Raw genomic sequence first — 26,325 nt, forward strand, 5'->3', positions numbered from 1 at the left:
GCCGCGCGAGAAACTCGCGCGACGGCCACTGTTCGATGATCCCGCTACGGAATTCGCTGGCGCAGGATCAGTCCCACACCCACGCCCGCCGCGACGAGCAAGCCCGCCAACAACATCCACGGCCGCGACGCGTCGCCGCGGGTGGTCTCGAAGCCGATCTGCTCCTCGAGGGTGTCGTAGACCTGGGTCAGCTCCTCCAGGCTCTGGGCGGTGTAGAACTCGCCGCCCGAGAGCCTGGCGATCTCCCGCAGGGAGTCGTCGTCGACCGGCACCTTGACCCGCTGCGAGCCCTTGCCGTCCTGATCCGGAATCTCCACCGTGCCCCAACTGGTGCCGAAGGAGATCGTGGAGACCGGAATCCCCTTCTCCTTGGCCAGTCGCGCGGCGGTGAAACCGTGCCGCGGATTGTCCACGTCGTCGTCGGCGGGCACGGTCTGCTTACCGTCCGACATGAGCACCACGCGCGCGGGCGGCGGGGTCTCCGCGCCGCCCAGCACCGAGGCCAGGGTGTCGATGGACTGCAACGCGGTCAGGATGCCCTCGCCGGTCGCGGTCCGCTCGGCCAGCTTGATGGAGTCGATGGCCGCCTTGACCGCCTGCCGATTGGTGGTCGGCGACATCTGCACCGAGGCGGTGCCCGCGAAGGTGACCAGCCCCAGGTTGATGCCGGGGGTCAGGCCGTCGGCGAACTCCTTGGCCGCCTCCTGCGCCACCTGCAAACGGCTGGGCGGCACGTCGGTCGCCTCCATGGACAGCGAAACGTCCAGCACCAGTACCACGGTCGCGCGGTTGCGCGGCACCTTCTTGATCTCGGTGGGACCGGCCGCGCCGATGGTGAAGGCGACCAGGGCGACCAGCAGCAGCGCCATCGGGATGTGGCGCTGCGGGCCGGGCCGGGCCGGCGCGACCTTCTCCAGCTGCTCCATGTTGCTGAAGCGCAGCATGTGCTGCCACCGGGAGCGCTGCACCAGCACGTAACCCAGCGCGAGGGCCGCGACCACCGCGAGGAACAGGAACCAAATGTACGAAGTGAAGCCTGAAATACTCACTGTCGCGGTACCAGCCGGGAGGTCGGGGCGCCGAAGGTGTGGCGCCGGGTGGATACGAATCGAACCACGTCCGCGATCCAGTCCCGATCGGTGCGCAGGCTCATCACCGGCGCGCCGCAGCTGCGCAGCGACGTCTCCACCTGCACGCGATGCCGTTCGGCAGCGCGTGCGAAATCCGCACGCAGGGAAGGGGTCACACTGAATTCGCGGGTGCGGCCGGTCTCGGGATCGTGCAGCACGACATCGCCGATGTCGGGCAGTTCGAGATCGCGCGGGTCCAGCACCTCGACCGCCAGCAGATCGTGGCGGCCGGAGATGGCGCGCAGCGAACGCTGCCAGTTCACCTCGCCGAGGAAATCGGAGATGACCACGGCCAGACCGCGTTTGCGCTGCGGACGGCGCAGCGCCTCGATCGCCCCGGCCAGATCCCCGCGGACCCCGTCGCGGGCGTGCGGGGTGGTGGCGATCTTGCGCAGCATGGTCTGCGCGTGCACGCGGCCGCTGCGGGCCGGAATGCGGATCAGCTGTTCGCCGTTGGCGACCACCGCGCCGATGCGATTGCCGCCGCCGCTGGTCAGATGGGTGACCGCGGCGGCCGCGGCCACCGCGAGATCGCGCTTCTGACAGGCCGCGGTACCGAAGTCCAGGCTGGCGGACAGGTCCACCACCAGCCAGGTCTCCAGCTCCCGATCGGCGATCGACTGGCGCACGTGCGCGTGCGTGGTACGGGCGGTGACCGACCAATCCATCTGGCGCACATCGTCGCCCGGCTGGTACATCCGCGCGTCGCCGGCGTCGGAACCCGGTCCGGGGATCAAGCCCAGGTGATCACCGTGCAGTACGCCGTCGAGGCGACGGCGCACGGTGAGCTCGAGGGTCTTGAGCGCGGCCGACAGGTGCGGGTCGGTCAGCTCGCCCGACCGGAACGACGGCGGGGCGTGCGGGGAACCGCTGGGAGATGAGTTCGTCACGGGCGCAACCGGATCCGAGGCCCGCCTCACTTAGGCTGGGGCTGGCCGGGGACCTGGGGCACTTGACCGTTGGGCGGCTGCGGGATGCTCTGCTGCGGCGGCTGCGGAATACCCTGCGGCGCACCGCCGTGCGGGGCGGCCGGCGCGGACGGGATCGGCGCGGGCGCGCTCGCACCCGGGGCGACGGCCTGCGGGGCGACCTGCGGCAGACCGACGGTCTGCAGTACGCGGCGGATCACGTCGTCGGGCGAGATCTCGTCGGCCAGCGCGTCGTACGAGAGCACCAGGCGGTGCCGCAGCACGTCCGGGATCACCTCGACCACGTCCTGCGGCACGACGTAGTCGCGGCCGCGGATCAGCGCCACCGCGCGGGCCGCGGCGATGATGCCGAGGCTGGCGCGCGGGGAGGCGCCGTAGGAGATCCAGCCGGCGACATCGTGCATACCGAACTCGGCGGGCTTACGGGTGGCGGCGATGACGCGCACGACGTAGTCCACCAGCGCGTGGTGCACGAAGGTGTTGGCGGCGAGCTTCTGCAGGCGCACCACCTCTTCGGGCGACAGGATCGCCTTGGCCTCCGGCGGGGTGACGCCCATCCGGTAGATGATCTCGCGCTCCTCCTCGACGGAGGGGTAGTCCACGACCACCTTGAACAGGAAGCGGTCGCGCTGCGCCTCGGGCAGCGGGTACACGCCCTCGCTCTCGATGGGGTTCTGAGTCGCCATGACCAGGAACGGGTTCGGCATCGGGTAGGTCTTGCCGCCGATGGACACGTGCCGTTCGGCCATGACCTCGAGCAGCGCCGACTGCACCTTGGCCGGCGCGCGGTTGATCTCGTCCGCGAGGACGAAGTTCGCGACGACGGGGCCGAGCTCGGTGTCGAACTCTTCGCGCCCCTGCCGGTAAATGCGGGTGCCGACGAGGTCGGTCGGCACCAGGTCGGGGGTGAACTGCACGCGGGAGAAGCTGCCGCCCACCACCTTTGCGAACGTTTCCACGGCCAGGGTCTTGGCGATACCCGGCACGCCCTCGAGCAGCACGTGGCCGCGCGCGAGCACGCCGACCAGCAAACGTTCGACCAGTCGATCCTGGCCGACGATCACTCGTTTGACTTCGTAGATCGCCTTTTCCAGGGTCTGGACATCGCGCTCGAGGGTGTTCGGCGGCGGCGCGTCCTTCACCGTGCTTACCCCGCTCACACCATCAGTCGAAGTCACCAACATCCCCGCTTTCGCTTTGGTCCTGTGCGTGCTGACACAACTATTCCAGGTATCCCGCGCGTTCGCCGCACCCGGTTGCGATCGCGGGTGTCGAGCCGCCTCGAAATCGGTGAACGCCGCCCGCGGGATTCCCGAACTCCGAACAATGGCCGGGCATTCACATTAGCTATAACGCCGGGTCGAATCACGATGAGATCGCGGCCGCCGATCCAGCTCGGCTCGGGCACGCCGGTCACCGGGACGTTCGGCAACCCGCCGGTATCCGCCGCGCTCGGGCGCGTCCGGGACCGGCGACGGGCCGGGGCCCGAGAGCACATCGGAAAAATAGGCCCGGGCATTTCACCGAAAGGGACACGGAATGATCACGCCTGGGTACAGTTTCTGAAACGTCACCACACCAACATCGAATTCGGCGTTCGCCGACCCCCCGATTGCTTCGCTGATCTACCGAGGACGTGCCGTGCCGCTGCACCGAGAGACACCCGGTTCCCTATCCGTCCTGGACCTGCTCGGCGAAGCCGACACCGCCGGCGCGGTCAGTCACCGCGCCGACAGCGGTTCGCCGTGGGGCATGCGCGGCCTGTCCGGCGCCGCCGTCGCCGCGGGCGCGCTGCTCGCCACCACGGTCCAGCTCACCCCCGCCACCGCGACCGCCGCGCCCACCGATGCCAAGGGCACGCTCGACGCGGCCGAGGTCGCGGTCGCGCCCAATCCCTTCCAGGTCGCGGTCGACGTGGTCGCGTCCTATGTGCCGCAGCTGGCCCCGCCGGCCGCCCCGGCCGCGCCCGTCTTCGCCGAAACCCCGGGCGACGTCAGCGATGTCGCGCCCGCCCCCGCGGCCGAGGTGACCGCGCCCTTCGGTCTGGCGAATCTGCCCCAGGAGATTCGCGGACCGCTGGCGCAGGCCGAACAGGCCATCAAGAACATCCAGCAGATGGCCGCGCCGGCCATTCCGCAGTTGCCCGCGATTCCCCAGCTGGCCCCGCCGGTCTCGGCGCCCGCGGTCCTGCCGGTCGGCGGCGAGATCAGCTCGGGCTTCGGAACCCGCTGGGGCTCCATGCATTACGGCGTCGACATCGCCGACGCCCTGGGCACCCCGATTCGCTCGGCCATGGGCGGCACCGTGATCGAGGCCGGTCCGGCCTCGGGCTTCGGCCTGTGGGTGCGCGTGCTGCAGGACGACGGCACCACCGCGGTCTACGGGCATGTGAACGACATCTACGCCCAGGAGGGGCAGCGGGTGAACGCGGGCGACGTGATCGCCTCGGTCGGCAACCGCGGCCAGTCCACCGGACCGCATCTGCACCTGGAGATCTGGGACGAGAACGGCGGCAAGATGGATCCCGTGGCCTGGCTCGCCGCCAAGGGCGTGATCATGGAACAGCACTGGGGCGCGGACTAGCACGGTATGGCCGAGCCGCGCGGGGCGCACCCGCGCGGCTCGGTACGAACGCACACCCGGATACGACAAACGGTCGGCGACACTGGATTCCAGTGCGCCGACCGTTGTCGGTGATGCGTGGGGTGACTAGCCCGCCATCGAGGCGTAGCCGATCAGCAGCTGCTCGGACTCGGCCGAGAACTTCCAGGTGCCGCCGACGTTCACCCAGGTGACCGGGATCGGGTAGTTGAGGTCGCCGAGGCGGCTGTTCAGGTTCGCGTTCAGCACGTCGCCGTCCACCGAGATCGGGCCGCCGATGTCCCAGCTGTAGCCGGGGATGGCGGCGATGGTGCGGCCGACACCCTGGATGCCGGCGGCGTTGCCCGACTCGAGCTCGGAGGCATTGCCGTTCAGCGCGGACTGGAGCTTGCCCTGCAGCTCGCCGGCCGAAGGCGCGGCCGGAGCGGCGATCGCAACGGGAGCGGTGAGCACCACGGCGGCGGACACGGGCAGCAGCAGCCCGGCGGTCGCCATCGAGGCCGCGAGGAACTTGCGAATCATGGGTAAGTCTCCTTGTGCATAGGTTAGCCTAAGCATATTCCACACGAATGGCCCCGCCGTCAACTCGGCCCCGGCGCTCGCCGGCGGCCGGGCACGCCGTAGCGGCCCGATTCGTACACCGACCAGTTTCCACGTTGTCGTGCGCGACAGGCGCGCTTACCGCACACTGATCTCCTGGCAAACGCCGTGCGCGAGCGGCGTTTTCACGCGGGAGCACGAATGACTGCTACTTCTCCTCCGTCCGACGATGAACGCCGCCTCGCCGAACTCGGCTACAAACAGGAACTTTCCCGGTCCTGGTCCGGGTTCTCGAACTTCGCCATCAGCTTCACGATTGTGTCCATCCTCACGGGCGGCCTGGCCAGCTACGGCATCGGCCTGGCCAACGGCGGGCCGATCACCATGGCGTGGGGCTGGCCGCTGGTCTCGCTCATGGTGCTGTTCGTCGGACTGGCCATGGCCGAATTGGCCTCGGCCTACCCGACTTCCGGCGGCCTGTACTGGTGGGCGTCGGAACTCGGCGGGCCCATCTGGGGCTGGTTCACCGGCTGGTTCAATCTGATCGGGCAGATCGCGGTCACCGCCGCCATCGATTACGGCGCCGCCATTTTCACCACCGCGGTGCTCAATGTGATCGGCATAGAAATCGGAACCGACCGCACCGCAATCTTTTTGGTGTTCGCGGCCATTCTGGTGCTGCACGCGATATTGAACGCGATAGGCCCGCAACTGTCCGCCGCCATCAACAACATTTCCGCCTGGTGGCATGTGGGCGGCGTGGCCATCTTCGTGCTGGTGCTCGGAATCGGCGCCGAACACCATCAGAGCGTGGGCTGGGTCTTCACCGAGACCGTGGACAACAGCGCCGTCGGATTCGGCGGGGTGGCCTTCAGTTTCCTGCTGGGCCTGCTGCACGCGCAGTACACCTTCACCGGCTACGACGCCTCGGCGCACATGTCCGAGGAGACGCACGACGCCTCGCGGATGGCGGCCAAGGGCATCATCAACACGATCATCGTCTCGGCGGTGGCGGGCTACCTGCTGATCCTGGCCGTGACCTTCGCGATCCGCGATCTGGACAAGACCCTGGATCCGGCGCTCAACAGCGGCTATCCGGTCATCTACATCCTGGAGAACGCGCTGAGCCCGTTCTGGTCCGGGCTGCTGCTGGTGATCGCCGCGATCGCCCAGTTGTTCTGCGGCTACGCCTCGGTCACCTCGGCCTCGCGGATGCTGTTCGCCTTCGCCCGCGACGGGGCGGTGCCGGGTTCGGCGCTGTGGGCGCGACTCTCGGCGCGCAAGGTGCCGGTGAACGCGGTGTTGTTCATCTCGTTCTTCGCGTTCGTGCTGCTGATCCCCTCGATGCTGGTGCCCGCGGCCAACGCGCCGACCGCCTACGCCGCGGCCACCTCGGTCGCCACCATCGGCCTGTACATCGCCTACGGCATCCCGATTCTGCTGCGTCAGCTGCACGGCGGCCGATTCCACACCGGCCCTTGGCAACTGGGCCGCTGGTATCGCCCGGTCGGCGCGGTCGCCCTGGTCTGGATCGTGCTCATCAGCCTGCTGTTCATCCTGCCGATGGACGACCGCGGCTACCCGTGGAACGACGAGTTCACCTGGACCGCGGTCAATTACGCGCCGCTGACCCTGGTCGGGGTGGTGGGCGCGATCGCGGTGTGGTGGTTCGCCTCGGCGCGCCGCTGGTTCACCGGCCCCAAGCGAACGGTGGCCGAGCCGCCCGAGAGCGCGCCCGCCGTGGAATCGGCGTAACGCCCACCCGGCGAAAAGATCGCCGCCGGAATCACTTCCGGCGGCGATCTCGATCCGTGAGGATCGTCTCCCATGGGGCGTTAGGCCGGCAGGGTCCGCGGGTTGCGAGCGCTACGCGACCGTGGCGAGCGGGCCACGCGGCCAGCGCCGGTGTTCGGCGTCGATGATGAACGCGTGGGTGTGCTGGTAGATGCCCTCCCCCACCCGGACGGCGTCGACCAGGCGGGCGGGATCGATGGTGCCCTCCGCGTGCAGGTGGGTGATCTCGGCGGGATCGTGGCGGGGCCACATGCCCGCCGCCGCACCGATTCCCAGCACCGCGAGCGCGGTCAGGGCCACCAGGGCGGCGGTGAAACCGGCGCCCGCGGTCACCCATCCGGCGATCGGGTAGGCGATCAGCCAGGCCACGTGCGAGAGCGAGAACTGGGCGGCGAACAGCGCGGGCCGATCGGCCGGCTGGGCGGAGCGACGCAGCACCTGCCCGGTGGGCGTCAGCACCGCGGCGGTGCCGGCGCCCACGATCGCCCACGCGGCCAGCGCCGCGCCCCAGCGCCATGCGCCGGTCGGCGCGGTCGAGAGCGCCACGATCGAGCCGAGTCCGGTGAGCAGCACGGCGGCGCCGGTGAGCATGACCGGGCGCGGGTCGACGCGATCGAGCACCCGGGGCAGCGCCAGGGCGCTGAGCATGGTGCCGAAACCGTTGGCCGCCAGCAGGATCGCCACCCCGGTCTGGGTACCGCCCAGGGTGTCGCGCACATAGTTGACGGTGTTGACCATGATCACCGAGCCGGCCGCGGCGACCACCAGGTTGAGCCCCATGAGTCCGCGCAGGCGCGGGGTGGCGGCGAAGATGCGCATGCCGAGCACGACGCGTTCGCGGAACGAGCCCGCGCTCACCGCACCGGCACTCGGAATCCGGGTCGCCAGCACCAGCGCGGCCGAGAGCACGAATCCGATCGCCGTGCCGACGAACAACCAGTGGTAGCTCATGAGCAGCAGCGCGGCGGCGGCCAGCATCGGGCTCAGCAGCGTCTCCATGGTCGCGGCCAGCTGCGCGGCCGACAGCGCCCGGGTGTAGTCGCGCTCGTCCGGCAGGATGTCCGGGATGATCGCCTGATAGGTGGGGGTGAAGGCGGCCGAGGCGGTCTGCAGCACGGCGATGAGCGCGTAGATCTGCCAGACCTGGTCGATGAAGGGCAGAGCCAGCACGACCAGCGCGCGAATCACGTTGAGCGCGACCAGGAATCCCCGGCGCGGGAGGCGGTCGGCGTAGGCGGCCACGATCGGGGCCACGGTGACGTAGACCAGCATCTTGATGGTCAGGGCGGTGCCCAGGACGGCGGTCGCGTCCGCCCCGGCGAGTTCGTAGGCGAGCAGGCCCAGGGCGACGGTGGTGAGTCCGGTGCCGAACAGGGCGGACACCTGGGCGGTGAACAGCCGCAGGTAGTCACGATTGCGCAGGAGTGCGGTAATCATCGGGGTCGGTCCTTCCGGGAAGGGGCCGCGCATCGCGTCCAGGGCGCAAGAATGGCACCGGCCCGGGCGCCGAGAGCATCGGCGCCCGGGGCGGAATCAGTCCTGGACGAGCTGGTAGCCGAGGTTTCGGACGGTGTTCTGGATCAGGTCGTCATCGAGCGCGCCGCCGATGACGGTCATCCGGCCGGTGGCGAGTTCGATGTCCACGCCGTCGATGCCTTCGAGCTTCCCGATCTCGTTCTTGACCTTGCCTACGCAGCCGCCACAGGACATTCCGGAAACGGTGTAGGTGCTCGTACTCGTCTCGGCGCTCATATCGCTCCTCCTTGTGCCGCGGGGCTTTCCCGAGGAGACCGTACGACGAAATCGAACGAAAGTAAACCCCTACCCCCTAGGGGTATGTGAACTCGTCCGGTTCGCACCGTTCGGGCAGCCCCGGACAACCTCGCCGGTCGACGGGCGAGATCGCACGCGATCGGCGAGTATCGAAGTGTGGCGGGAGAATTCGTACCGATTCCGGAGTGGTTCGCGTGGCAGAACCAGGACTGCGGTATCGCGATCGGTGATGTCGACGGCGACGGCGAGCCCGACGTGGTGGTGCTCATGGTCGATGATCCCGTGGGACAGAACGCCGGCCTCTACCGGATCGGCGCTGGCCTGCGCCCCGACGGCTCGGTGCGCGCGTGGGGGCCGTGGCGGGCGGTGCCGGACTGGTTCGGCTGGGAGAACCAGGGCGCGGGCATCGCCGTCGCCGACCTGAGCGGCAACGGCACGTTCGACCTGGTGGTGTTCGTCGTGGACAACCCGCCGGGCCAGAACCAGGGCTACTACCGCATCGGCCGCGACCTGGCCGCCGACGGCGCGGTCACCGGCGGCTGGACGCCGTGGCTGCCCGTGCCCGACTGGTACGGCTGGGAGAACCAGGGCGCCGACATCTGCCTCACCGTCGTCGACGGACAGGCCACCCTCGTGGTGCTGACCGTGGACAATCCACCGGGACAGAACTCCGGGCAGTTCCGCCTGGCCAAGGGCCTGACTGCGGACGGAACGGTCGCCGCGTGGACGCCGTGGGTGGCGGTGCCGGACTGGTACGGGTGGCAGAACCAGGGCGCGGGGATCGCGGCCGCCGATCTGGACGGCGACGGCAGACCGGAACTGCTGGTGTTCACGGTCGACAATCCCGACGGCCCCAACACCGGCGTCTACACCATCGGCTGGGGCCTGGACGGCAGCGGGCACGCGATCGACGGCTGGAGCGGATGGACGACGACGCCCTGGCGTTTCGCCGAGAACCAGGGCGCGGCAACGGCTCTGCTCGACACCGGCGGCCCGGCCCCGGAACTCGTGCTGTGCGTGATCGACGCCCCGGACGGACCCAACGCCGGCTACCTGCGGACCCTCGAACTGGAGACCGATCTCGGGCACGCCGCCCACCACGGGCTGTGGCGCATCCTCGATTTCGACACCGAGATCAATCCGGTGCACGCCGCACTGCTGCACACCGGCGACATCCTGTTCTTCGCCGGATCCGGCAACGATCCCGAACACCATGCGGCACAGCAGTTCCGGACCCGCGTGTGGCACTACCCGAATCCGGGATTCAGCGCGCCGGACACCCCGATCGATCTGTTCTGCGTGGGACAGGCGTTCCTGCCCGACGGCCGGCTGCTGGCCGCCGGCGGTACCGGGCACTACGACCCGTTCTACGGCCTGCCCGACGCGCTGATCTTCGATCCGGCCGATCTGACCTGGAACGCCGTGCCGGACATGGCCTTCGGCCGCTGGTACCCGTCCCTGGCGGCGCTGCCGGACGGCAACATCGTCGCCGTCTCCGGGCTCGGGGCCGACAACTTCCTGTCGGTGGTGCCGGAGCTGTTCGACGTCGGCACCGAAACCTGGTCGCCGCTGCCGGTTCCCGGCCCGATTCCCATGTACGGCCATCTCGTCCTGCTGGCCGACGGGCGGCTGTTCTACACCGGCGGGCAGTACGGCGGGAACAACGGCGTGCGACCGTCACTGTGGGATCCGGCGACCGGGGCCGTCACCGAGGTGCCCGGACTGACCGATCCCGGCTCGCGCAACCAGGCTGCCAGCGTGCTGCTGCCGCCCGCCCAGGATCAGCGCGTGCTCATCCTGGGCGGCGGTGGCTACGACATGCACAGTCCCGCACCGGCACTGGCCGACGCGCGGGTCGTGGACACCTCGGCCGCGCACCCGCGATACGAGGCGGTGCGGCCCATGGATCACGCGCGCATGCACCTGAGCGCGGTGCTGCTGCCCGATCGGACCGTGCTGGCCACCGGCGGCTCGGGCATGGAGGAGATGGCGCACGCCGCCCCACCGCACGGCGAGATCTACTCCCCCGCCGACGATTCCTGGATGCACACCGCGCCCTGCCGCGTCCCGCGCCTCTATCATTCGATCGCCCTGCTCACCCCCGAGGGCAAGGTCGTCACCGCGGGCTCCAATCCGGCGCGCAAGACCGAGGAGCTCCGGATCGAGATCTATTGGCCGCCCTATCTTTTCGCCGAGACGCGCCCGGTGCTGACGCTGTCCGCCGACGAAGCGGCCTACGGGGGTTCGATCGTCGCGACGACCGGCGGCCCGATCCGCGAGGCGAGCCTCGTGCGCCCCGGCGCGTGCACGCACTCGTGCGACAACGAGCAGCGGCTGATCGACCTCGAGTTCAGCGGTCCCGCGGACGCGCTCACCCTGACCATGCCCGGCAATCCCGCCCTCGCGCCGCCCGGCTGGTACCTGGTGTTCGTGGTGGACGAGGCGGGCACGCCGTCGATCGGGCGGTGGCTGCGCCTGCACTGACCGGTCCGACGGGTGCGGCCGCCACACCCGGATCGGATGTGGCGGCCGCACGACGCGTCGGTTCGACGGGTTGCTATCCCAGGGTGACGAGCTTGTTCTGCCCGGTGATCACGGTCTCGGCCTTGTCCACCAGCGCGACCCGCACCTGCACCTGCTCGCCCGCCTTCAGCGTGCCGTCGGCTCCGTTGATGCCGGCGAGCGTCACCACGGTGGTCTGCTGCTTGCCGTCGCAGACCACGGAGGTCTCGGTGCCGGTGGCCGAGGGCTGCTCGGCGTTGGGCCCGCCGACCAGGACACTGATGGCGGTGACGCCCGCGTTCGCGTCACAGCTGTAGTCGATGCCCACGTTGGCGGGCCCGACCCCGCTGACGTCGATGGCGTTCTCGGCCAGCGCGGGCCCGGCGCCGATGACGGCGGCCGTCCCGAGTGCTCCGAGAGCGGCCAGCACGAGCGCGGACCGGCGATGATTCCGAATAGTAGAAGCCATAGATCTACGTCCTCCTGAGCTAGGAAACCGGATCGGCGTACACAATCGGATGAGCACGGCGCAAGCGCGCCGCGCACCCATCCTCTCCCAGGAGCAATCTCCTAGCAACCATCGGGTTGTCGGCAACCGCCGATCCCGCTCCCCGCGAGCGCCGCGCCCGAACTCTCCGGGACGGTCGATCAATTCACGCCCGATTTGCCCGATTTTGCCCGTGGATTCGGCACCGCCCGACGTCCGTCAGCGCATACACGCCACGCGGCGCCACCCGATGTCCCGCCGGCGTAGGCGTCCTCCGATTCGACGCGCCGCCCGGGCGAGTCGGCCCAGCATCCGCCGGTCCCGCGGCCGCGGCTGTCGATCTCCGGCCACCGGGCGCTACGCCGACCCCGCCGCCCTTGGTAGCAGGTAACGCGTTCGCGGGTCGCGGCCGATTGCGCACCCGCCCCGGCGAACCACAGCGCGGGCCCGCGTGAGCCGCGTCCAAGCGCCGAGGCATCGGCGATGAAGTCGACCCGCGCGGATTGACGATCTCCGGGCCGGACTCCGCGAATCCGGCGCTGTCGCCGCAGTACGCGGTGAAAGGCACCGGCATCGCTGTGAGATGCGGATGAAGGCCGGCCGGCGCAGGGTTTCCCGGGGGTAGCGGCGCTGTTTGCCGCTGGTTCGACGGCGAGCCCTCGACAAGGGACTCGACCATCTCGGCGAGCCCGAGCCGAGGCGGTCCGGCGACCCGCCGTGCCGCACCGGCCGCGGCGCGACATCAGGGTCGCCGGTCCAGCCCCGGGCATGTCAACGCCGGACCGAGACGAATCACACCGGCGCGTAAGCGATTTCGGTGCGGCCGGTGATCCGGATGCGCGAGCCCGCGAGGAAACCGGTGTACGTACGCCGGCCGTGCTGGGACTCGACATCGGTGGTGGCGTCGGTCAGGCACAGCGCCTGGGCCCAGGCCAGCAGGTAGCGATCGGTCCATTCGGGTTGCTCCGCCGGTGCGACCCGGCCGCGAAACTCCTCGGTCTCCTGCTGTTCGGCGTAGGGCAGCGAGTACACCCCGCGCCGCCACACCCACACCAACGGGGGTAGATCCATTCCGGACTCGGCGACCGCTCGCGCGTTCACCGCATCCGACACCGCGTCGGCAACCTCCGTCGTCAATGAAAGCAATTGCGTTTCAGTCGGATAAGCCGTCATGCCACGCACACTCTCACCGATCGACGGGGAATGGGTGTCACCACGCGGGGCGGGTGCCGGTATCCGCGCGGTTTGCCCGAATCACGGGGTGAACGCCCGCGTATCGCGAATGGTTGTGCCGCACTTCATGCGCCGCGCGACAGCCCCGGCTCGCGAAAGATCGCCGCCGGGGCCCGACGCGCTCGGCGCGCCCGCGCGACCCGTCAGTCGCGAGCGCCGATCAGATCGCGCCGCACCTCGCGCTGGGCGTAGGCGGTGCGCTGTTCGTGCTGGCGGTAGTCCAGGTCCGCGCCGCCGCCAAGCGCCGCGGCGGCGCGCAGGGTGGCCCAGATTCCGAGGGGCAGCAGCAGGGTGGTGGGCTCGATCATGATTCATCCACTTCGTCGGGGTTGGGAATCGAGGGGGTGAGAACTGTTCAGCGGTCGAGGAATTCGAGGATGGCGGGCCAGGTGGTGGTCGCGGCGTCCGGGCCGACCACCAGGCCCAGGTGGCCGCCGGTGACCTCGGTGAAGCGCACCTCCGGCGAGCCGGTGAGGATGTCCAGCCCCCGGCGCACGCCCGCGGCGGGCACCAGCACATCGGTGCGGCTGCCGATCAGCAGGACCGGGCAGGTGAGCTTGGCGAGTTCGACGGTGAGATCCGAGCGCAGCCGGATGACGCCGTCGGCGAGTTCGTTGCGCAGGATCAGGCTGCGGTAGATCTGCCAGTACGAGCGGCCGGGATACCCGGGCATGGACGCGGTGAAGCGGTCCACGGCCGTCATCCGGGCCAGCGCCTCGGCGTCGTGGGCGTTGCGGGCCAGGAACAGCGGGCGCGTCAGCTCGCGCTCGAGGGCCTGGATCCGGAAGCCGATGCGCACGAACTCCCGGGGAATGCCGCCCATGAGCCTGGTGGCCCACGCGACCTCGCGGCCGCCGGTGAGCCGTCCGGCCTGGCGGATCGGGCCGAGGAAGACGGTGTGCCGCTGGTCGATCGGGGGCGCGAGCGCGGTGATCGAGGCGATCGGCAGGTCCGCGTGCGCGGCCCCGGCCAGCATGGCCAGCACCCCGCCCAGCGACCAGCCGATCAGGTGCACCGGGCCCTCGTGCTCGGCGGCCACCCGCCGCACCGCCTCGGGCACGATGTCGTGCGTCCAATCCTCCAGTCCCAGATCACGATCCGCGGAGGTGAACTCGCCGTAGTCGATGACGTAGGGCTGTTTGCCCCGTGCGATCAGGTGCCGGACCAGGCTCTGACCCGGACGCAGATCGAAACACGCCGGGGTCGAGCCCAGCGGGGGCACGAGCAGTACCGGCTGACCGGTGCGCGGCAGGGCGGTGATGCCGCGCGGCGTGCCGGATTCCGGCGTCTCGTAGCGGCGCAGATCCGCGTGCCGACGGCGTTCGATGGACACGCTCGGGGCCGGGCGCGGCGGCTCGATGCCGCCGCCGAACGAGGCCGACCACAGATTGCGGACAGCGCGCGGCAGTTCAGCGACGTTCGCGACCACCGGTTCTCCTCTACGCCTGGGTTCCGCGGGCCGGCGGAACGATCACCGGAGTTTATCGAGACTGTCCGTAACAGGTAAATCCTGACGGGCCGAGGTGCGCGACCTCACACTCGCCCGGGGATCACATCGAACCCGTTCTCCGACACCGCAACCCGCGCTGATCCGGGCATTCACACAGCCCGACCCGGGCCGACCGGCCCGCCCGCCGGCCGCCGCGAACGCCGAGCACACCACCCGGATGCGCTGGAGCTTTCGAACAATTCCGGTTGGTACGGTTCTTCGCATGATGACGACGCGAGCGGTGCGCCTGCTGTCGGTGTTCGGGGCACTGTGCCTGGTCACCGGGCTGAGCGCGTGCGGGAACTCCTCGGACGCGGCCGAGACCACCGACGCTGTCACCGCCGCGCCCGGCCGTACGAGCTATCCGTTCACCCTGGAGAACTGCGGCGTCCAGGTCACCTTCGACCGCGCGCCCGACCGCGCGGCCTCGCTGTACCAGGCCTCGACCGAGATTCTGCTCTCGCTGGGCCTGGCCGATCGCATGGTCGGCACCTCGACCTGGTTCGACCCGGTCCTGCCGAACCTGACCGCCGACAACGCGAAGGTGCCCCGGCTGGCCGACAACGACCCCTCGCTCGAGGCCGTGCTGGCCACCGAACCCGACATCGTGACCTCGGCCAGCGCGCACACCTTCACCCCCGCCGTGGTCGCCGAGCGCTCGCGGTTCGCCCAGCTGGGCATTCCCACCTACCAGTCGCCGTCGGTGTGCACCGGGGCGACCGTCGACGGCGAAACCGTCACGCGCACAGCGCCGCTCGAAGTCGACACCCTTTTCCAGGAGATCACCGAGCTGGCGCGTATCTTCGACGTCCAGGAGCGGGGCGCGCAACTCGTCGACCAGCTGCGCGGGCGGCTCCGGACCGCCACCGAGAGCGCGAAGACCTCGCCCGAGCCGACCGTCGCGTTCTGGTTCTCCGGCATCAAGACGCCCTACATCGCCGGATGCTGTTCCGCGCCGGGCATGTACGCCCGCGAGGTGGGCGCCCGCAACGTCTTCGCGGACCAGCGCGAGGACTGGCCCGAGATCAGCTGGGAGGCGGTGGTGGCCGCCGATCCCGAGGTGCTGGTGCTGGCGGACCTGAGCCGCAAGCGGATCGACGGCGACGCGCTCACCACGAAAATCGAGTTCCTGGAAACGAATCCGGCCACCCGGCAGATGCGGGCGGTGCGGAACAAGCGCTACGTGGTGATGACCGGCTCGGAGCTCGATCCCGGCATCCGCGAGATCGACGCCATCGAGAAGCTGGCCACCGGTCTGACCGCGGCGCGTTGACCGTCGCCCGGCGCGCGGCCGCGCCCATCTGCGCGGTGTCGGCCGTCCTGTTGATCGTCTCGATCGCGATCACGGTGTCGATCGGCCCGGCGAACGTGTCGCTGCGCGATGCGTACAGCGTGATCGGGCAGCATCTCGGGCTCGGTACTTCCGGGGCAAGCCGGTTGACCGACGGCATCGTGTGGCAGTTGCGCCTGCCCCGGGCGCTGCTGGCCGCGCTGTGCGGGGCCGGGCTCGCGCTGTGCGGGGCGATTCTGCAGTCGCTGCTGCGCAATCCGCTGGCGGATCCGTTCGTGCTGGGGGTGTCCTCGGGCGCGTCGACCGGGGCCGTACTGGTCGCGGTGCTCGGCGTCGGCGCGGGCGCGCTGAGCCTGTCCGGGGGCGCGTTCCTGGGCGCGGTGCTGTCGTTCGCGCTCATGCTGGCCCTGGCCTACGGCGCGGGCGGCACCCCGGACCGGGTCATCCTCGCCGGTGTGGCCTGCACCCAATTGTTCTCGGCCCTGACCTCACTGGTGGTGCTGGCCTCGGCCGATGCCGAGCAGACCCGCGGCATCCTGTTCTGGCTGCTCGGCTCGCTCGCCGGGGCCGGCTGGACCGATGTCACGCTCTGCGCCGTCGTGGTCGGCGTCGGCTGCGTGCTCTGCCTCTGGTACGCGCCGACCCTGGACGCCTTCGCCTTCGGCGCGGACGCGGCCGCCGGACTCGGTGTCGCGGTGGGCCGCACCCGCGTGATACTGCTGCTCGTCACCGCCGTGGTGACCGCGACCCTGGTGAGTTCGGCCGGCGCGATCGGTTTCGTCGGCCTGGTGCTGCCGCACGTCGCGCGTTTCCTGGTCGGCCCCGGCCACGCCCGCCTGCTCCCGGTGACGATCCTGACCGGCGCGGTCTTCATGGTGTGGGCGGATACGCTGGCGCGCAGCCTCTTCGGGGCGCGGGAGGTGCCGGTCGGCGTGGTGACCGCACTGCTGGGTGTCCCGGCCTTCGCGGTCCTGCTCGCCCGCCGGCGCAGGCAGCTCACATGAGCCGGGCCCGCGGTGCGAACGTCATCACGCCGGGCTCGGGCGCTGTCGCACGGACGGAGATCGTCGAATGACGTTGCGCGCGCTCGAGGTGTCCTGGACCCGATCCGGGCGGCTGGTGCTGGACGGGGTCACGCTCGACCCCAAGCCGGGCTCGACCGTGGGGCTGCTCGGGCCGAACGGTTCGGGGAAGTCCTCGCTGCTGCGGCTGCTGGCCGGGCTCGACCGGGCCGACACCGGGCGGGTGCTGCTCGATGACGCGGAGCTGCACGAGATTCGGCGGCGGCAGCTCGCGCGGCGCATCGCGCTGGTCGGGCAGCACGCGGACACCGATCTGGATCTGACCGTCCTGGACGTGGTTCGCCTCGGGCGCATTCCGCATCGCGGGGTTTTCGGCGGTGACTCGGCCGCGGACACCTCCGCCGTCGAACGGGCGCTCGAGGCGGCGGGCCTGACGCACAAGGCGACTCGGCGCTGGCACACCCTCTCCGGCGGCGAGCGCCAGCGGGCGCTGATCGCGAGCGCCCTGGCCCAGGAGCCGCGCGAACTACTGCTGGACGAGCCGACCAACCACCTCGACATCGCCCACCAGCTCGAGATCTTCACCCTGGTGCGCGCGCTGCCGGTGACCGCGATCCTGGCCCTGCACGATCTGAACCTGGCCGCCATGTTCTGCGATGTGCTCATCGTCCTGGATCGCGGTCGCGTCGTGGCGACCGGCCCGCCCCCCGAAGTGCTGACCGAACAGTTGATCGCGGAGGTGTATCACGTGCGGTGCCGGGTCGAGGTCACCGACGAGGGGAACACCTCGGTGCGGTTCCTGCCCGGGTGACGGCGCGATCGAGCGGTGTCGCGTCCCGGCGGATGTCACCGGGACGCGCTGTCGCACTTCAGTTCTGACAGACCGGCACGACGGCGGCGGGATCGCAACGCGCCGGGCAGGCGAGAATGTAGACCTGATTGCCCAGCAGCAAGCCGTCGTCGATGCCGTCGCACACCAGCGATTCCGCACGATCCGGATCGAGGTAATCGCGGAACGTGAAGTCCTCGGTGACCTGGCACAGGAAGGTCATGTCCGCACCGCAGGCACAGCGGACCGCCGGCGCGTCCTGCACCCAGTACGCTGCGCCGCCGACCTTGAAGCCCTGGAGCGGACCGCTGTAGTCCGGATCCGGATCCCAGTCGGTATGCCCGGCCAGCGACAGGCGGCGCGGCGCGAAGTACGGGTCGCGATCGGGACGGGGAGTTCCGGCGTGCTGAAGCAGGATTCGCCAGAATCTCGAGTCGTTGGCCAGCGGCGTCTCCCAATACCGCTCGGGCAGTTGCGGTTCGGGATCGAACGCGGCATCGCTGTCCACCGGGCACTGGAACACCAGCAGCTGATCGCCGCCGAAATGCGGTAGGTCGGCGGGGACTTCGAGCTGGAAGTACAGGGCCATCGTGATGCCGCAGTCACACACCGGCACCTGCTGTCCGGGGTCGAGTACCGGCCATCCGCCGATGCTGTCGCGATCCCCCGCTCGCGCTGCCGCCGAATCGATTTCGATCAGATACGTACGTTCCATCGCCCTGCTCACAACCCCTCCGTGCCGTTCTCGCGGGGAACGTTAGCGCATACCCCGGACAACCGAGCGACCGAGCAGGCACGGGATGTCAGCATCGGAGGCACAACAGAGCATGGTCATCCAGCTACCGGCGAGCATAGAGTTTCCCGGTGTCGGCCCCACACGCCCCGGGACCGACAGGGTGGAAGCCCCGTCCGAGCGTGTCTGCCTGACCTCGGACGGGGCCCGCCTCGTGCGGTAGAGGGGAACGCACGAGGCGCGAACACCCACCCGCGCGTCGGCCCTCAGCGGTCCAGCGCCCGCCCCGCGGGCCGGCGAGAAACCCATCCCAGGCAGCACCCTCGAACAGGAGGGCGGGTCTTCGCGGTCACCGGCCGCAGAACTCGCCTCGGACGTCCTGCAGGCCGGAAACGGGTTACGCCATACCGGCCGGGATCGCCCGAGCCGCAACGATCACCGCTTCGGAGGCTCGGCAGACAGCAGGCGGCGGATCAGCCCGAGCAGCGGAACCCGCACCACGGTCCGGTGCGCCTCACCTTCGGAGGTCACCAGCGCGCGGGTGAGGTTCTTCGTGTTCACCTGGAAGCCCACGACCCGGACCTCGGTGTGCTGCTCGTCGTTGCCGCTACCCACAGTCGTACTCCTACATTTCCGCGCCCCGCACCGACCGCCGGGGCCACCGCCATAGCATGCCCGCACGCGCCCGGGCCCGCAGCCGATCGGCGCGACGGATTCCGGGCGGCGCCACCTCTTCGGTCACTCGCCCGCGCTCACCTCGCACCCGGCGTGTTCGGCACCAGCAGGTGGAGCTGCCGCAACAGCTCGGATTCGGCGATCGCCGCCGAATACCCGCCGACGCGCTCGGGTGCCGCGCCCCGGCTCGCGCGGCGGGCGGCGAGCCGGACCGTAATCGTCTGCTCGGGGAACAACCCCGCGTTGCCGATCGGGACACCGGGCCGCAGGTCGATCTCCACCGACCGATCCACGCCCAGATCGTGGAACACCTCGTCCCACACGCCGTTGTCGAGCGCTGGACCGCGATCCCACCCCTGCTGCACCAGGCCCAGAATCCCGCCCGTCGGCACCGTGATCTCGGCGAATCCCGGAAGAACGCCGACCACGCGTTCCGCCTCGGACAGCGCGTAGGTCTCGCGCTGGATCTGCGAGAACGGTTGCAGCATCTCGTAATCGGCGAACAGCTCGGCCCACGCACCGAGCCCGGCGGTCAGGTGCAGGGGATGCGCGATGCCGACGGTGACGTCGTCCGGCAGGGAGATCGGGGCGTCCGCGGCATCGGCGAAGCTGAGATCCTCCGCGATCCGGAACGACCCGGCCACTCCCCCATCCTGATCGACGATCACCCACACCAGGCGACGGGCGATATGCCGGATCAACGGATGCTCGACGAACAACGTCCGGTGATCGGCGACGCTCCAGCGGCGACCGGTGACCATCGCGCGTTCGAATCGCCGAATCTGATCGCCCGCGGCGGTCCGCACCGCCTTCTTCACCTCCGCGAACCGCTTGTGCGCGGCCGGCGCCAACTCGGGATCGTCCTTCGCGCCGGGCTTGGGCAGCGATTTGCGCGCGGCGAGCCGCCGCCAGCGGCCGTCCTCGTCCCGCGTCGCGTCGTGGACGATCGGCTTCAACTGTTCGTCGAAGCCGACGACGAATCCGCGCGGACCGTAGTCGAGGACGAGGCCGCCGTCGGCGTCCAATCCGAAATCCGGGGTCAGCCGGTCCGCCAGCTCGTCCGCCGTCAGTCCCCTGGCCAGGGCCACCGCGGCGATCTGCGCCCGCGCGGTGCTCTTGAGCCCCTTGAACTTCGCCTTCTCCGCGATCCCGTTCAGCTGCGTCAGCGCGGCGTCCGTGCCGATCGAGGTCAGCACGTCCAGCCCGGCCACGGCCCGTGCGTGCCCCGACTGTCCGGGCCACGCGTGGATCAGCGGGGTCAGCCGCCGCACGGTCTCGTCGTCGCCGAGCACGGCCAGCGCGCGCAGCACCCACGGATTCTTGGCCGGGAATCCGGCGCGCTGCCAGAGTTCCAGGACCGTCCAGGCGAATTCGGCCAGCGAGCCGGGATCCGCCGCCGCCCGCACCTGCGTGATCGGGGCCGCGTCCCCGTCCGTTCCGTACTTCACGAGCGCACGGCACAGGTCATCGAGCGCCGCGACCGGCACCACCGCGTCCCCGCCGCGCAGGGTCACCGCCGGAAGCGTCTCCGGTATCAGCCATTTCGGGGTTCGGGGAGCCTTCGCCGATCCCGTCTTCGGTTGCCGCCACGGCGGGTCGCGCAGCACCTCGGGCAGCTCGTCGGGGCGGGCCTGGCGGATATGGCCGCCGCCGGTGTAGGCGACCACCGGCGGCAGCTCCGGCGCGAGGCTCGGGTCCGCGTGCGCCAGCGATCGCAGGATGTGCCGTGCCAGTGTCGATGTCGGCGCGAGCGGAAGCAGCACCGGCAGCGCGCGACGTGGGGCGCGCCGCGCGGCCAGACTCAATGTCTGCGTGGCATGTTCGTTGCCCAACTGGGTGAACGCCGCGGCGAAGGCGGCGTCGGTCGGGAAGTGGGTCAGGATCTCGGCCACGCGATCGGCGGTTCGCGGTTTGTACGCGCCCCCGCGCAGGAGCCGCTCCAGCACCAGCGCGACCTCCGGGCCGAAGCGGTGCAGGGCGACCGGCAGGTAGCTCCATTCGCTGTGCCAGAAGAAGCTGTCGCGCAACGCGGTGAGCAGTGTCTCGAAGTCCGCGGCCGTGGTCACCGAGGCGGCGAGGAAGGCGAACCGGTGCGGGTTGACCGCCTGCCCGGTGACCGTGGCGAGATCGGCGGCCGTCCACTCCGCTTCGGTGGGCGCCAGGTAGGAGGTGGCCTGCTGAAACAGCAAGCCGCCCGGGGTGTTCCGCAGGAGCGCCAGGCGCCGCACCACCTCGCGGTACTCCGGTTCGGGCAGCGCCGCCAGGTGGGCGCGCATCGTTTGCAGTTGATCACTGACGGCGGCGGACGCGGGCGAGCCGGGGTCCTGAGGGTGTAGCCAGGTGGTGCGCTGACGCTGCACCCAGTCGTACCGCGAGGTTCCGGTCAGCGTCAGGTGCCACGCGGCGGTCTCCGCGGCGAAGGCGACGCCGCGCTCGGCCACCCAGGCGCCGACGGCGTTGTTCGGCTTGTCGGCGGCACGCACGAGCGCGTGCGCCAGCACCGCCGCGCCGAGCGGTGAGCAGGTCGCCGGATCGGTCAGTGCCTCGCGCCCGGCCGCCGCCAATCCGGGCTCCCCCTGCGCCGCTGTCTCGTCGAGGATCTCCACGACCCGATCCCGCTGTGCCTCGATCAGATTGCGGTAGGTCTCCTCGGCCGGCACCGGGAGTGGTGGCGCCGGCTCGGGCGGCGGTGTGACACCGCGGGTCGGCGCGGGGCTCCCGCGCCAGGCCGGAGGCAGTTCCCACCCCTGCGCCTCGATCGGCTCGGCGAAACTCGTTGCGGTGTCCGGCATGATCCCCCGAATCGTCGTTCGTGTGTCGCCGCGACTGTAACGACCATCGCCGACATCCGTCCCCGGGCTCACACCATCAGAGGTCGGGCAATCACCCGTCGAGAAGCCGCCTGATCTCCTCGGCCGGGTACGGTGCGGTCCGGCTCGTCTCCCGAAACTCCCTCGCGAACACCGCCATCGCCGCGGCGACCGGCGCGTTCCGCGCGATGACGGCGGCGACCTCGCCCGAAATCGACTCCACCGGTTCACCTTCGGCGATGTCCTGCATCATCGCCGCACGGAGGTCGCGGTCGCCGCGCTCGAGCCCGCACAGCGCGGTGAGCAGCCAGCCCACCAGGTAGTTGGCGGTGAAAGCGCGGTCGTAGGTCCGATTCCTATCGAAGAACTCGGTCTCCTCCGGTGCGAGATCGAACTCGCGGGACAGCGCGAGGCCGAAGTCGCCGAAGTAGAGACGGTGACCGTCGGTGAGGATGTTCTCGAAATGCGCGTCCATGTGCAGCATTCCCCGGCCGTTCATGAACGCGATCCCGGCGGCCAGTTCCCGCTCCAGCATCGCGCAGGCCCGCGCGGCGGCGGTCTCGCCCGCCTCGATCCGGTCGTTCAGCCAGGAGTGCAGTGTCTGCGGGATGTACTCCAGGAACAGCGCGATGCTCGCCGACGAGTCCCGCACGGCCTCGATCCGGCGCCGGATCCGAGTGCGACCGTCCCAGTACGCGACAGCGTGGTCGATGTCGGCGAGCTCGTCCGCGAGCGGTGTCGTATCCGGCAGCACCCGCCAGTGGTACATCAGCGGAAACCCGTCGTACGCACCGGAAATCACCCAGTCGGTCGTCATGACGTGCGCGACGAGCTCACGCCAGGCCCCGAAACCCGCACCGCCCACCAGGCCGATACCGTAGTGGTAGAACTGCGGCAAGCCGAACAGGTTCGCCGTCGACCGCAGGTGCCGGGGCTCCCGCTCCAGGTCGCTGAGCGGCACCCGCTTCACGAAAACCGGTGTGCCGCTGACCTCCAGCAGCGCCGACTTCCCGCCGATGCCCACCCCGAGCGGCACGGCCGCGTCCAGCAGCTCACCGATCGCGCGGTCGCTGTGCAGCGCCAGCGCCGTGGAGACCGTGCCGTGGGCCCGCAATCGCGCCGGGCGCGTCATATCGCCGTTCATCGATGCCGAGCGTGGCGGGTGCCGTACCACTGCTCGCCGGCCGGCTCACCGGTCAGGTTCCAGCTCCAGGATTCGGTCGGCACGATGCGCAGGTAGTAGCCGGGGCCGACCATGCCCGTACGCTCGACGGGCGGTTCGGCGAGACCGTAGACACGGACGCCGCGCGCGATGAACGGGTCGAGCGAGACCAGGTCGTCGACGACGAGCGCCACCTCGGTGTTGCCCGCGATGACGTTGCGCGCCTTGCGGGTTCGGGGAAACGTCGCGCCGCCGCCGACCCAGAAGGCGGTCCCGTCGAATTCGAAGGCGACCGGGACGACGTCCGGCTGCCCGTCGGCGGAGCGGGTGGCGAGTCGAGCCAGCGGCTGCGACCGGAGATAGTCGAGTTCGGCATCGGTGAAACCCATGCCGACCTATTATTCCGCAACCGTGCGGATGCTCCCGGACGGTTCGCGCCCGGCAGCCCGTGTCGCCGGGCGGATACCGATTCCGGCGGCGGCTGTGCGCAATGCGACCCTGAACCACGGGACTCGTCGTCCGCCACCGTCGAAGCGAAGGAGTCGAATGCGTATCGGGGTATCCGGACCTCACGGAACCGGGAAGACGACGCTGGTCAACGACCTGTGTTCGCGTTTCGGTGAACTCACGCCGGTCGACGAGCCGTACGTCCTGCTCGAGGAGGACGGCTACGAGTTCGACTACCCGCCGTCGCGGGCCGACTACCGGGCACAGCTGTCCCGCTCGATCGAACTGCTGGCCACCGAGCCCGATGGTTCGGTCTTCGATCGGACCCCGCTGGACTTCCTGGCGTACCTGTCAGCGACCGGATCCGATATCGACACGATCGAGCCCGCTGTGATCCGAAAGTCCTTGGCCACACTGGATCTGCTGGTGGTCGTCCCCATCACGCGCGAGACGGAGGCCCGGCTGCCTCCGGCGGAGATGCTCGGCCTCCGGAGCGCGGTCAACGACTCGCTCTTGGAACTGGTTTACGCGGACCAGTTCGTGCCCGACATACCGTTGATCGAGTTGACCGTTCCGCTCACGGATCGCGTGGAGACGATCGGCGCGGTGATTCGCGAAAAGCGATAGGGCGGCGGCATCTTCGGGGCGTGCGCCGACGTGCTGACACCCCAGAACTCGCGCCCCCGGAATTGACGTCGGCGCCATTGTTCGCATTCGCAATTCGTCGAGCCCGGGTCGGATATGTTCGGTCGGAATCCGGCGTTGTCCGGCACCACCTCGAACTTGCGGGATCGCCCTCGGACCGGGCCGTCGACCGGTTCGAGCCGAGACGGAGGAGCAGTCGAATCCGCACGCGCAGAACAGTTCTCGCACGGGCGATGTCCGTCCTGCTCACGGCGGTCGCGGCGCTCACCCTCACCGCCTGCTCCGGGCTGCTGACCGACTATGACGCGGTGGCCGCAGAGCTGAAGGCGCAGATCTCGGCCATGCCGGGCGTCCAGCGATTCGACATCACGATCGGTGACGATTTCTTCGAGGGGGACAGCTACCTGCGCATCACCGCGGGAGTGCCCGACGCGACCGACCAGCAGCTCGATGACGTCGTCCAGCGCCTGCGCGAGCACATCGGCGAGTTCGACGGGCTGCGCGAGCGCGACATCGAATTCGTCGTCGGCGACAGGGCACGGGTCGCGATCAACCGGGAACTGGACCTCGATTCGTTCCGTGAGACGGTCCGACATGTCCGCCGGTACACGGCATCCGTCCCCGACGTACGGATCTACTGGGACGAGCGCACGACACCCCGGATCAGCATCATGGACGTGAAGACCGGGACCGCCGAGCCGCTCGCCGCGATCCGGGCGATGATCGGCCCGGACTCGGCGGCGGAGGTGAAGATCGAAGCCCCCGAGTTCGAGCACTGGAACGTGACGCTGCCCCTGCCCGTCGATCGGGAAATCGACCTGCGACGGCAACTCTCCGAGATCCCCTGGGCCATCGAGTCCATCGAGATCGATGGCAGCCATGTCGTCTCGCTCATGCTGCACGAAAAGACGCCGTCCACGCCCGACGCCGACATCGCCTTCGACGCGCTGTCCAGCGCCGTGCGGGCAGTGAACCCGACCCCCGAGCATCCGCTCCGGCTGACGTGGAACTGGTTCTTCTACTACACCGAGAGCAAGCGCAACGAGGGGTACCTCCACGCCGCCGGCTGCGACTACTACCTTTCGACGATCACCGAGGAAAGACTCAGCGCCGTCGCCCTCACCGTCCAACGCCGAATGCGCGAAGAGTTCGACACCTGCGAGTGAGATGCGTTGGGCGAGGGGGTCCGCAGTCGGGGAGCCCGGATATCTTTCGGGAATGGAATTCGCCGGAGGATGGGACAGTCGAGCGACCCTGGTGGACGGGCGCTGGGTGGTGCGCACACCGCGCCGCCCCGAGGTCGAGGCACAACTGCTGCGCGAGACCGAGACCATGCCGTGGCTGGCTGCCCGGCTGCCGCTGCCGGTCCCGATTCCCGAGGTGGTCACCCGAACGCCGTTGGTGGTGCGGCACCCGCTCGTACCCGGCGAACCGCTCGAGACCCCGCTCGCCGCGCACGGCCGGGCACTCGGGGAGTTCCTGCTCGAGTTGCACGGCACGCCCATCGACGCCGCCGCGGAGCGCGGGTTCGCGGGCGCGGAACGAACGCATCACGATCGAGTTGATGCCGACCGGCGATTCCGCGCCGAAGTGCTTCCGCTGCTGCCGGATTCGCATCGGTCGCGAGGGGTGGAGCTCCTCGACGCGGTGCTGCGGTTCCCCACGGACACTCTCGTCCACGGCGACCTCGGACCCGAGCACGTGCTGGCCGACGGGACGCGCGTCACGGGCGTCATCGACTTCGGTGACGCTCATATCGGGGACGCGGCGATCGATCTGGCATGGGGATTGTTCGGCACGCCGGCGGGGTTCGCGGACGAACTCGCGCGGGCGTACGGGGTCACCGAGGAGCTGCGTGAGCGGGCGTTCGCGTGGCATCGGCTGGGGCCGTGGTACGAGGTGTTGTACGGGGTGGATATCGATGATGCGGAGGTGGCGGCCCAGGGGGTTGCGGGGGTTATCGAGCGACTTGGATAGGTCTTGCTGTCGAGAGCGGAGGGTGGTTCGTTGCCTATTGAGAGCACTTTGAATTGCCGGAGATTCGACATGCCGATTTGCCCGAATAGTGTTGTATCCCAATAGAATTAGTCTATTCATGCTTGCTATGAAGGAGTAGAATAGAGGCATGGATTCGAGGAAGGTACCCACGATCGCGACGAGTGCCAAAGCACTTGGCGCCGCGGTGGAGAACCTGCTCGAATTGCCGATGTACTCGTTGGCCAAGGACGAGGTC

At 69.7% G+C, this 26,325-nt stretch carries 24 protein-coding genes; 9 read left to right on the forward strand and 15 right to left on the reverse strand.

The genetic code is table 11. The annotated features are described in order from the left end of the window. Positions 1-44: 44 nt before the first annotated feature. Genes ACWDOP_RS32525 through moxR1 form a run of 3 tightly spaced genes read right to left on the reverse strand, consistent with a single transcriptional unit; the run spans position 45 to position 3,243 of the window. Positions 45-1,049: a VWA domain-containing protein gene (locus ACWDOP_RS32525; RefSeq protein ID WP_454208062.1), complete on the reverse strand. Its 1,005-nt coding sequence runs from the start codon at positions 1,047-1,049 to the stop codon at positions 45-47. Then, positions 1,046-2,020: a DUF58 domain-containing protein gene (locus tag ACWDOP_RS32530; protein ID WP_454208063.1), complete on the reverse strand. Its 975-nt coding sequence runs from the start codon at positions 2,018-2,020 to the stop codon at positions 1,046-1,048. The genes ACWDOP_RS32525 and ACWDOP_RS32530 overlap by 4 nt, the downstream gene beginning before the upstream one ends. 26 nt (positions 2,021-2,046) lie before the next feature. Continuing rightward, positions 2,047-3,243, reverse strand: a complete 1,197-nt coding sequence (gene moxR1, locus ACWDOP_RS32535) for a chaperone MoxR1 (RefSeq protein WP_454208064.1) — start codon at positions 3,241-3,243, stop codon at positions 2,047-2,049. A gap of 457 nt (positions 3,244-3,700) precedes the next feature. Between moxR1 and ACWDOP_RS32540 the strand changes: the two genes are divergently transcribed. Continuing rightward, the gene (locus ACWDOP_RS32540; RefSeq protein WP_454208065.1) at positions 3,701-4,642 is read left to right on the forward strand and encodes a M23 family metallopeptidase; all 942 of its coding nucleotides are present in this window, start codon (positions 3,701-3,703) and stop codon (positions 4,640-4,642) included. Between the two features lie 126 nt (positions 4,643-4,768). Here ACWDOP_RS32540 and ACWDOP_RS32545 read toward each other — a convergent pair whose 3' ends face one another. Next, the gene (locus ACWDOP_RS32545) at positions 4,769-5,182 is read right to left on the reverse strand and encodes a hypothetical protein (RefSeq protein ID WP_454208066.1); all 414 of its coding nucleotides are present in this window, start codon (positions 5,180-5,182) and stop codon (positions 4,769-4,771) included. 219 nt (positions 5,183-5,401) lie between these two features. On the opposite strand from ACWDOP_RS32545, the gene ACWDOP_RS32550 reads away from it, so the two are divergent. Beyond that, positions 5,402-6,955, forward strand: coding sequence for an amino acid permease (locus tag ACWDOP_RS32550; protein ID WP_456348115.1), 1,554 nt, complete (start codon positions 5,402-5,404; stop codon positions 6,953-6,955). Positions 6,956-7,066: 111 nt separating this feature from the next. Here ACWDOP_RS32550 and ACWDOP_RS32555 read toward each other — a convergent pair whose 3' ends face one another. Beyond that, positions 7,067-8,431, reverse strand: a complete 1,365-nt coding sequence (locus ACWDOP_RS32555; protein ID WP_456348116.1) for an MFS transporter — start codon at positions 8,429-8,431, stop codon at positions 7,067-7,069. 96 nt (positions 8,432-8,527) lie between these two features. Then, on the reverse strand, positions 8,528-8,746 hold the full coding sequence (locus ACWDOP_RS32560) for a heavy-metal-associated domain-containing protein (RefSeq protein ID WP_454208069.1): 219 nt from the start codon (positions 8,744-8,746) through the stop codon (positions 8,528-8,530). A gap of 177 nt (positions 8,747-8,923) precedes the next feature. On the opposite strand from ACWDOP_RS32560, the gene ACWDOP_RS32565 reads away from it, so the two are divergent. Then, positions 8,924-11,251 (forward strand): galactose oxidase-like domain-containing protein, encoded by a 2,328-nt coding sequence (locus ACWDOP_RS32565; RefSeq protein WP_456348117.1) that lies wholly within the window; start codon positions 8,924-8,926, stop codon positions 11,249-11,251. Positions 11,252-11,324: 73 nt separating this feature from the next. On the opposite strand, the gene ACWDOP_RS32570 is transcribed toward ACWDOP_RS32565, so the two are convergent. From ACWDOP_RS32570 to ACWDOP_RS32585, 4 genes are all read right to left on the reverse strand, one after another. Next, positions 11,325-11,738, reverse strand: coding sequence for a hypothetical protein (locus ACWDOP_RS32570; protein WP_454208071.1), 414 nt, complete (start codon positions 11,736-11,738; stop codon positions 11,325-11,327). A gap of 810 nt (positions 11,739-12,548) precedes the next feature. Continuing rightward, entirely contained in the window at positions 12,549-12,893 is a 345-nt protein-coding gene (locus ACWDOP_RS32575; RefSeq protein ID WP_454208072.1) for a hypothetical protein, read from the reverse strand. 239 nt (positions 12,894-13,132) lie between these two features. Next, a complete protein-coding gene (locus ACWDOP_RS32580; protein WP_454208073.1) occupies positions 13,133-13,297 on the reverse strand; it encodes a hypothetical protein in 165 nt (54 codons plus the stop codon). A gap of 47 nt (positions 13,298-13,344) precedes the next feature. Beyond that, the gene (locus tag ACWDOP_RS32585; RefSeq protein WP_456348118.1) at positions 13,345-14,418 is read right to left on the reverse strand and encodes an alpha/beta fold hydrolase; all 1,074 of its coding nucleotides are present in this window, start codon (positions 14,416-14,418) and stop codon (positions 13,345-13,347) included. 286 nt (positions 14,419-14,704) lie between these two features. On the opposite strand from ACWDOP_RS32585, the gene ACWDOP_RS32590 reads away from it, so the two are divergent. The 3 genes from ACWDOP_RS32590 (at position 14,705) to ACWDOP_RS32600 (ending at position 17,602) form a co-directional block, all read left to right on the forward strand. After that, positions 14,705-15,751 carry an ABC transporter substrate-binding protein gene (locus ACWDOP_RS32590; RefSeq protein ID WP_456348128.1) on the forward strand — a complete coding sequence of 349 codons (1,047 nt, stop codon included), beginning with the start codon at positions 14,705-14,707 and terminating at the stop codon, positions 15,749-15,751. After that, on the forward strand, positions 15,748-16,773 hold the full coding sequence (locus ACWDOP_RS32595) for a FecCD family ABC transporter permease (RefSeq protein WP_456348119.1): 1,026 nt from the start codon (positions 15,748-15,750) through the stop codon (positions 16,771-16,773). Before ACWDOP_RS32590 ends, ACWDOP_RS32595 begins: the two co-directional genes overlap by 4 nt. 67 nt (positions 16,774-16,840) lie before the next feature. Then, on the forward strand, positions 16,841-17,602 hold the full coding sequence (locus ACWDOP_RS32600) for an ABC transporter ATP-binding protein (protein WP_456348120.1): 762 nt from the start codon (positions 16,841-16,843) through the stop codon (positions 17,600-17,602). Positions 17,603-17,660: 58 nt separating this feature from the next. On the opposite strand, the gene ACWDOP_RS32605 is transcribed toward ACWDOP_RS32600, so the two are convergent. From ACWDOP_RS32605 to ACWDOP_RS32625, 5 genes are all read right to left on the reverse strand, one after another. Continuing rightward, complete coding sequence (locus tag ACWDOP_RS32605; RefSeq protein ID WP_456348121.1) at positions 17,661-18,335, reverse strand: hypothetical protein; 675 nt, start codon at positions 18,333-18,335, stop codon at positions 17,661-17,663. 453 nt (positions 18,336-18,788) lie between these two features. Then, positions 18,789-18,968, reverse strand: coding sequence for a hypothetical protein (locus tag ACWDOP_RS32610; RefSeq protein ID WP_454208078.1), 180 nt, complete (start codon positions 18,966-18,968; stop codon positions 18,789-18,791). A gap of 137 nt (positions 18,969-19,105) precedes the next feature. Next, a complete protein-coding gene (locus ACWDOP_RS32615) occupies positions 19,106-21,820 on the reverse strand; it encodes a DUF4132 domain-containing protein (RefSeq protein WP_456348122.1) in 2,715 nt (904 codons plus the stop codon). 91 nt (positions 21,821-21,911) lie between these two features. Further along, the gene (locus tag ACWDOP_RS32620; protein ID WP_456348123.1) at positions 21,912-22,982 is read right to left on the reverse strand and encodes a protein kinase family protein; all 1,071 of its coding nucleotides are present in this window, start codon (positions 22,980-22,982) and stop codon (positions 21,912-21,914) included. Next, the gene (locus ACWDOP_RS32625; protein ID WP_456348124.1) at positions 22,979-23,389 is read right to left on the reverse strand and encodes a PPOX class F420-dependent oxidoreductase; all 411 of its coding nucleotides are present in this window, start codon (positions 23,387-23,389) and stop codon (positions 22,979-22,981) included. The genes ACWDOP_RS32620 and ACWDOP_RS32625 overlap by 4 nt, the downstream gene beginning before the upstream one ends. Before the next feature lie 157 nt (positions 23,390-23,546). On the opposite strand from ACWDOP_RS32625, the gene ACWDOP_RS32630 reads away from it, so the two are divergent. The 3 genes from ACWDOP_RS32630 to ACWDOP_RS32640 all read left to right on the forward strand — a co-directional run bounded on the left by ACWDOP_RS32630 (position 23,547) and on the right by ACWDOP_RS32640 (position 26,069). Further along, the gene (locus ACWDOP_RS32630; RefSeq protein WP_456348125.1) at positions 23,547-24,074 is read left to right on the forward strand and encodes an AAA family ATPase; all 528 of its coding nucleotides are present in this window, start codon (positions 23,547-23,549) and stop codon (positions 24,072-24,074) included. Positions 24,075-24,325: 251 nt separating this feature from the next. Further along, positions 24,326-25,258, forward strand: a complete 933-nt coding sequence (locus ACWDOP_RS32635) for a hypothetical protein (protein ID WP_456348126.1) — start codon at positions 24,326-24,328, stop codon at positions 25,256-25,258. Positions 25,259-25,310: 52 nt separating this feature from the next. Beyond that, positions 25,311-26,069, forward strand: a complete 759-nt coding sequence (locus ACWDOP_RS32640) for a phosphotransferase (RefSeq protein ID WP_456348127.1) — start codon at positions 25,311-25,313, stop codon at positions 26,067-26,069. The last annotated feature ends 256 nt before the right edge of the window (positions 26,070-26,325 follow it).

The organism is Nocardia sp. NPDC003693 (assembly GCF_053981095.1).